The sequence below is a fragment of the Aphanizomenon sp. UHCC 0183 genome (genome assembly GCF_009712065.1).
In the GTDB taxonomy this organism is placed as follows: domain Bacteria; phylum Cyanobacteriota; class Cyanobacteriia; order Cyanobacteriales; family Nostocaceae; genus Dolichospermum; species Dolichospermum heterosporum.
The window spans coordinates 1-7,179 of sequence record NZ_VILC01000116.1; the positions used below are offsets into that span (position 1 = coordinate 1).

Below are 7,179 nucleotides of genomic sequence, written 5' to 3' on the forward strand. Positions count from 1 at the left end.
TTGGAAGTCTCTAATTGATTGATAAACCCCTACATTTTTGGGCGCAGACCCTGCGCCCCTACCGTATATGCCTGTATTTCGTCAAAATATTGTCACCTATAGTCCCGCCTATACTATCGTTCCTACTTATGAATGCTTTAATCGCTGTACATACTGCAATTTCCGCACAGAACCGGGTAAAAGTCCTTGGTTGACTCTTGGGGCTGCTAAACAGATTTTTTTACAACTTAAAAATCAAAATGTCTGTGAAATCCTGATTTTGAGTGGGGAGGTCCATCCCCATTCAGCCAGACGGGAAGCTTGGTTTGAACGAATTTATGATTTGTGTGCATTAGCATTGGAAATGGGATTTTTACCCCATACCAACGTTGGTCCACTAAGTTGGGCAGAAATGCAAAAACTAAAAACTGTGAATGTGTCAATGGGGTTAATGTTGGAGCAGTTAACACCACAACTATTAAATACAGTCCATCGTCATGCACCGAGTAAATTGCCCCAAGTGCGATCGCAACAATTACAATGGGCAGGAGAGCTAAAAATCCCCTTCACCACAGGATTACTTTTAGGAATAGGAGAAACAGAAGCAGATTGGTGGGAGACTTTAACCGCTATTTCCGAATCTCATGCACATTACCATCATATTCAAGAGGTAATTCTTCAACCCCACAGCCCTGGAACTGTGCAAACCTTTGACGCACCACCATTTGACCCCCATCAATTACCGACAGTTATCGCTAAAGCGCGGGAAATTTTACCAGCAGACATGACAATTCAGATTCCCCCCAATTTAGTTGAAGATGAAAATTGGTTACTTGCTTGTATAGCCGCTGGAGCGAGGGATTTAGGAGGAATAAGTCCCAAGGATGAAGTTAATCCTGATTATCCCCATTTACAGGAACAGGAACTCAGAAATATTTTAGAGTCTAGAGGCTGGGAGTTAGTACCACGTTTACCACTGTATCCCCAGTTTGACGACTGGTTGAGTGCAGGGTTACAACAGCAGGTACAAGAATGGCGAGAAAGATTTAAGCTCTAGCCCTGTTCGTGAAAAAATAGCGACACAGTACGATAAAAGTAACATTAAATATGCTAATTAATCTAATGTATTTACACTGTAAACAAACATGACTACTAGTATACCCTCTAGGACGACATCCTTCTTGCTCCAGTTAATAGGTATCATCTGCATATTGTTTTTTTCTCTAGACTTTCTATTTTTATTATTCCCTTTACAACTTACAGATAAACTCTGGCAGATAAACCTGTGCAGAAGTCTTGTAGATCAGGGTATTGTACCATTGCTTGGTCTAGGAGCGATTCTAACTGCATACTGGGTTGATAGATCTAGTGAAAGTAGTCGTTCCTCGTCCTCTGGACTAAAATTGCCAATTTTTATCCTATCTAGTTTGTTAGGACTAATATTTTTGCTGATTTTTCCCCTACATCTCAGTAACGTCAATCAAGTAAAGGAAGAGGGGTTAGCACGGATTGAGAAAGAAGCGGAACAGTCAGAAAACCAAGTTAAAAGTCAATTAGCACAACTCCAAAATCAACTTGGTAATGATCAGGTAAAAGCATCTGTAGAGAAACAACGGGCTGCATTAAAAGAGCAACTCAGAACCCAGCTAAATGAACTAGTTAAGGATGAACAAAAGTATAATCAGGCACTTAATAATAACCAATTACCAGAGGCACAGAAGGATTTACTGAAGCAGTATAAAACAAATCTTAACTCTCTTGATGATTTCATCGCCCAGCAAACAGACCCTGAACAACTAGCAAAGCAGAGAATTAGCCAAATTCAGACTCAAGCACAACAACAGTTGCAAAAAACCCAGGAAGATGCCTGGAAGGAATTGCGAACTGGTATTAATACTTTATTGTTGTCAATTGGTTACATCGTCATCGGGTGGAGAGGATTAAGAGGTATGGGTGTTTCCAAAAGTGGTTCTAGTAGTCTGTCAACCAGAAAATGACGGGTGAAGGCAAGTAGGGGAGGTAGGGGAGGTAGGGGAGGTAGGGGAGGTAGGGGAGGTAGGGGAGGTAGGGGAGGTAGGGGAGGTAGGGGAGGTAGGGGAGGTGGGGGAGGTAGGGGAGGTGGGGGAGGTAGGGGAGGTAGGGGAGGTAGGGGAGGTAGGGGAGGTAGGGGAGGTAGGGGAGGTAGGAGAGGTAGGGAAGAATAGAAGTTTTTTCCGATCATTACCCGTCAAAATAAATTTGACGAACTATTAGAGGGGGCAAATGAGTCTATTTTCTTCTCGTGAGCCTGTCAACTGTCAACTGTCAACTGTCAACTGTAGCAATATGTAACTCTAGTTAGTTTGCCATCTACACACTGTTTGGTAGAATGTCTAGGTTGTTTAATCTCATGATCTTCATCTTTGAGCCAGTCAATAGATACTATTAACCTCGATACATTAGCCCAAGAACTAGCAACTATCCAGCAAACAGGTTCCAAGCGGATTGCCTTGCTAGGTTCTCGTCATGTGCCAATTACCCACCAGAATTTGATTGAAATGATGACTTATGCTCTGATTTTATCAGGCAACCGGATCATTACTTCTGGTGCTACAGGCACAAACTCTGCGGCCATCCGGGGCGCAACTAAGGCTGATCCCAACTTACTCACGGTAATTTTACCCCAGAGCTTGGAACGTCAACCCCAGGAATCGCGCCAGCAATTAGAACAGGTGATGCACCTGGTGGAAAACCCCAGTAATGATAACTTGTCTCTAGCTGAAGCGAGTTACTTATGTAACAAAGAAATCATTTCTCGTTGTCAACAACTAATCTGCTTTGCATTTCATGATAGTCGCACTCTGCTACAAACCTGTAGTGATGCAGAAGACCAGCGAAAAGTGGTAACACTCTTCTACTTTGACTAGAGTGAACTGCTGTTTTTGCAAAGCCAATGGTAGAGATGGGAAATTACTGGTTAAAGGGTAATGAGTTAACTAAATTACCCCTTATCCATTGATAAAAATGATCAAGACCACGCCAAGTACCTTATTAAATTAGTTGAATGTCCCTATCTCTGTTACCAGTACCTGCTATTTTTTTATACTCTATTGTCGTCGCGGCTATTCTCATTTATGTACCCTATTTATTAGTAGCTTTTGCTAGAGTGCAGATAGGATATGATCTTTCTGCTCCTCGCGCCATGTTTGATAAGTTGCCACCCTATGCCCAACGGGCAACATGGGCCCACAAAAACTCCTTTGAAGGGTTTATGGTTTTTGCCGCAGCAGCGTTAATGGCGTATGTTACTGGGGTGAGTTCAATTGAAGCAGTAACCGCAGCGATCGCTTTTAATATTGCTCGATTGCTATACTCTATTTTCTATATTACGAATATACCCCTGTTGCGATCGCTCATGTTTGGTGTCGCTTCTTTTAGTTCAGGAACTTTGTTTTACCTCAGTCTCATGCAAATCAAATAATTAGGCAAAAGGGAAGGGGGATTTTCAACTTTCCCTGTTCCCTGTTCCCTGTTCCCTGTTCCCTGTTCCCAATTACCAATTACCAATTACCAATTTTATTTATGGCTGCTTCTTTTTCCTTTGATATCGTCAGCGACTTTGATAAACAGGAATTAGTTAATACTATTGATCAAGTCACAAGAGACGTTAAAAGCCGTTACGATCTTAAAGATACTCAAACCACAATTGAATTAGGTGAGGAAAAAATCACCATTGGCACTGACAGCGACTTTACCTTAGAATCTGTCCATACTATCCTGCGAGAAAAAGCCGCCAAGCGTAACCTTTCCCAGAAAATTTTTGAATTTGGTAAAATCGAATCTGCCAGCGGCAACCGTGTCCGTCAAGAAATCACTCTCAAAAAAGGCATCAGTCAAGAAATTGCCAAACAAATTTCTAAATTGATTCGAGACGAAATTAAAAAGGTGCAAGCTTCAATTCAAGGTGACGCTGTGCGAGTGACAGCTAAATCAAAAGATGATTTACAACTCGTGATTCAACGTCTTAAACAAGAAGATTTACCCGTTGCTTTGCAATTTACCAATTATCGTTAGAAAAAGGCAAGAGGCAGGGGGAAGAAAAGAGGTAGAGGGCAGGGGGCAGGGGGCAGGGGGCAGGGAGAAAAAATTATTCTCATCACCAATCACCAATCCCCAGTCCCCAGTCCCCAATCCCCAATCACCCCAAATTACTTACTTCCCCCGATGCTTTTTTGAAATGCGGGACGTTCAGACATTGACTGAATATAGTTCACAATTGCTGGGTAGTCACTCAAATCTAATTTCAGCATAATAGGGATATAGGAGAGGATTGATCCCACAGCCACATCAGCAACGGTAAAATCATTACCCAGTAAGAAAGGCTGTTTTGTCAAAATTTCATTTAAAGGAGTCAATAATCGTGGCATTTCTCGTTCACGATTGGCTTCTATAAAAATACCTGTTCCTAGACTAGAGTTGGCAAATAATACCCACTGGGTAAATATGGCTTTTTCTTCTAATGAATAAGCGGTTTTAGCGTATTTTTCCGCTAAATAAAGCAAAATTGCGCCTGATTCCCAAAGCTGGAAATCACCATCAACAATCGCCGGAACTTTACCCATAGGGTTAATTTTGAGGAACTCAGGCTGGAGATGTTCCCCTGCTTTCATATCTAACAGTACGAATTCATAAGGAACTTCCAGTTCCTCTAAGTACCACTGGATAATCGCAGCCCGACTGCGAGCGCCGCCGTAAAGTTTCAACATAGTCATAAGGGATATTAAAGAACTTTGTGAGTGTGAGAGTGTTGTTTTACGTTGTCGTCTTTGGTGACAACTCTAGCTGCATTTAGGACTCGTTTGCGCTCTGTCGAATAATTCAAATCGGTTTTAGTAGTTCCCAAGGGAATCAATGTTTGGGCTACTTCACGGCGCTTATAGGTACGAGCCGCAGAAAATAACCGTAGTGGAAACTCATCTCCAAATTGTGCTGACTCTGGAAACCCTGCTGGCAGAAGTAGTTTATCACCCTCTAATACAGATCCCAAAGTTGTTGCATAAATCAATCTGTAAGAGGTAGGAATTTGTTTACATATAGCTTCTAAAGCTGCGGAAGGAATGGGTTCTATCACTTCAATTTGATGCACTTCCCCGTCTTCTTTATAAAAGCACGTAGCTAAACCAAGAACAATATAGTCCTCAGTATTAAGGTCGGTTGCATCAGCATAAGAAATTGTTGTTGTCATAAGAAATGTCTCTTCTAAAATTGGGAAATAGGGGTTTGTCAGTTGTTACTGGTAAAGTTTTCTCTCGTCTTTTGCTTCTTTCCTTTCCTTTTTCCCTGTCATCACTAAAATTTACACTTCAATTCTTTAGAATTTTACTGATTCGGGAATTGAACTTGGGTATGAAGTATACATTATTAGACTTATGGCTCATCTGTTGCTGGATGTAAAATCCACGTTCTTCAACAATCCTAGAGGCATTAAGACACAAAGACTGTAATTTTATTTGACAAATCAAGTAAATCAAATAGGCAACGTATGAATAAGCACTCTTTTTTAAATTCTGGTATTCAAAACAATCAAGTATGTCTTTCTGATCAAAACAATTCTTGTCATCAATCTGAGCGATTACAGGATGGTAATGAATCAATGTTAGAAGAACGTTATTTACGCTCTTATGCTTTGAAGTTAGCACAACAAGGGGATTATACCAAAGCGATCGCTCTGTTAAGTCACCTGATTGACCATCATCCCGAAAATGCTGTTGATTACAATAACCGGGGACTAATTTATTTTCAAAGTGGTGATAGTCAAAAAGCCATCTCCGATTATAACAAAGCCTTGGATCTAAATTCTAAATTAGCTAGTGCCTACAATAATCGGGCTAATTATTACGCTGCTTGTGGTCAATTAACGGACGCATTAGCTGACTATGAACAAGCATTGGATCTCAATCCCCATCATGTTCGAGCTTGGATTAATCGTAGTATTACTTTACGCGATTTGGGAAACTATGCTGAAGCTATTGAAAACTTGGAAATTGCGATGCTATTTGGTCAACTTAAAGGCAATATTTGGGCGGAACGGGGACGGACTTATCATCTCTGGGGTGATTGGAATTGTGCGGTTGCCGATTATCGTCGCGCATTGGCAGACCTACCATCTTTGAATCATCAAGATGTTTCTGGTTATCGCTTGCGTTTACAACTCGAAACCTGGTTAAACGAGTTGCTGTTTTTTGAAGACTAATTTTAGCAGTAGATGACTTAATTCAGAATTATCAGGGGGAGTATCAAGGTGCTGAATTAGATTGTTCTATTACAGTCTGATCTCGATTCATCAATATAACTGGACGCTGATTAGGGTCAAAGCGAAATGATTTTTGTTGCATAATACTTTTGGCTTCACCGGGATCAAAGTTGCGGCTAAATTCTGTCTGCAAATTTTGCACACGCCCTTCCATAACTTTTACTTCGGTACGAACTGTTCGTAACTTATCCTGTTGTGACCAATGGTAAGGCAATAATTGTACCAAAGCAGATACCGCTGCTGCACTAATAACTATATTAACCGCTACTTTGGCTGTAGTTTCCAGTGCCATTACTTGATAAGCACGTTGGCGTAAGTGTCGTTTAGGTCTTGGTACAGTTCGTTTGTTTTCTACGGGCTGTAGAGGAGGTCTAGATGGTTGAAACGCATTCATGGTGCTAACAATAGGCTTGCATAATTTACGGTAATGACCGTCAAAAGCAAACAGGTGCTAATTGCGGCTTAATTTAGCTGCTATATTACTTCATTTTTGGGAAATTTATACAAGTATGAAAATGAATAAAATATTACCTAGTAAGGTAAGGTGCAATTTTCCAAATCCCCATAGCTTAGAACTACAATAATTTAAAAATTACACTTACGCATACTAGGCTTGATCACCTGTAACAGAGTTACATTGGTGTTATTTGTATAGTTCTGTAGCTAAACGCCAAGCTAGAATTCCTGGAATGAGTGCTACAACCAAGGCAATGTAAACTTGAGTATCTGAGATAGGCATGATGGAAATCCTCCTAAGTTGAACTAGATTTTCAAGACTTCGTTTACTACTTTTCCCTGTTTTACCAACATTAGGAAACATCTTGTTACAAGATGCAACAAAAACTGGGGATTTGTCAGTTGTTCGTTGTCATTGGGAAGAAATATTCCCCAACTCCCCCAACTCCCCC

General features: G+C 40.8%; 10 protein-coding genes. 6 read left to right on the forward strand and 4 right to left on the reverse strand.

Annotated features, from left to right (window positions below):
• Nucleotides 1-67 precede the first annotated feature (67 nt).
• From cofG to FJR37_RS23520, 5 genes are all read left to right on the forward strand, one after another.
• A complete protein-coding gene (gene cofG, locus FJR37_RS23495; protein ID WP_168467262.1) occupies nt 68-1,036 on the forward strand; it encodes a 7,8-didemethyl-8-hydroxy-5-deazariboflavin synthase subunit CofG in 969 nt (322 codons plus the stop codon).
• Between the two features lie 88 nt (nt 1,037-1,124).
• Nucleotides 1,125-1,976: an HpsJ family protein gene (locus tag FJR37_RS23500; protein WP_053540671.1), complete on the forward strand. Its 852-nt coding sequence runs from the start codon at nt 1,125-1,127 to the stop codon at nt 1,974-1,976.
• 405 nt (nt 1,977-2,381) lie between these two features.
• Complete coding sequence (locus FJR37_RS23510; protein ID WP_053540673.1) at nt 2,382-2,885, forward strand: hypothetical protein; 504 nt, start codon at nt 2,382-2,384, stop codon at nt 2,883-2,885.
• A gap of 137 nt (nt 2,886-3,022) precedes the next feature.
• The gene (locus FJR37_RS23515; protein ID WP_168467263.1) at nt 3,023-3,439 is read left to right on the forward strand and encodes an MAPEG family protein; all 417 of its coding nucleotides are present in this window, start codon (nt 3,023-3,025) and stop codon (nt 3,437-3,439) included.
• Between the two features lie 101 nt (nt 3,440-3,540).
• On the forward strand, nt 3,541-4,032 hold the full coding sequence (locus FJR37_RS23520; protein ID WP_168467264.1) for a YajQ family cyclic di-GMP-binding protein: 492 nt from the start codon (nt 3,541-3,543) through the stop codon (nt 4,030-4,032).
• Between the two features lie 134 nt (nt 4,033-4,166).
• On the opposite strand, the gene FJR37_RS23525 is transcribed toward FJR37_RS23520, so the two are convergent.
• Together FJR37_RS23525 and FJR37_RS23530 are read right to left on the reverse strand one after the other, a co-directional pair.
• Nucleotides 4,167-4,724: a glutathione S-transferase family protein gene (locus FJR37_RS23525; protein ID WP_168467265.1), complete on the reverse strand. Its 558-nt coding sequence runs from the start codon at nt 4,722-4,724 to the stop codon at nt 4,167-4,169.
• A gap of 14 nt (nt 4,725-4,738) precedes the next feature.
• On the reverse strand, nt 4,739-5,203 hold the full coding sequence (locus FJR37_RS23530) for a hypothetical protein (protein ID WP_168467266.1): 465 nt from the start codon (nt 5,201-5,203) through the stop codon (nt 4,739-4,741).
• 297 nt (nt 5,204-5,500) lie between these two features.
• On the opposite strand from FJR37_RS23530, the gene FJR37_RS23535 reads away from it, so the two are divergent.
• On the forward strand, nt 5,501-6,211 hold the full coding sequence (locus FJR37_RS23535) for a tetratricopeptide repeat protein (RefSeq protein ID WP_168467267.1): 711 nt from the start codon (nt 5,501-5,503) through the stop codon (nt 6,209-6,211).
• A gap of 43 nt (nt 6,212-6,254) precedes the next feature.
• Here the strand turns inward: FJR37_RS23535 and FJR37_RS23540 are convergent, their stop codons facing one another.
• Both FJR37_RS23540 and psaM read right to left on the reverse strand, forming a co-directional pair.
• The gene (locus tag FJR37_RS23540; protein ID WP_168467268.1) at nt 6,255-6,665 is read right to left on the reverse strand and encodes a hypothetical protein; all 411 of its coding nucleotides are present in this window, start codon (nt 6,663-6,665) and stop codon (nt 6,255-6,257) included.
• A 249-nt stretch (nt 6,666-6,914) separates the two neighbouring features.
• Nucleotides 6,915-7,010, reverse strand: coding sequence for a photosystem I reaction center subunit XII (gene psaM / locus FJR37_RS23545; RefSeq protein WP_027404816.1), 96 nt, complete (start codon nt 7,008-7,010; stop codon nt 6,915-6,917).
• Nucleotides 7,011-7,179: the final 169 nt, after the last annotated feature.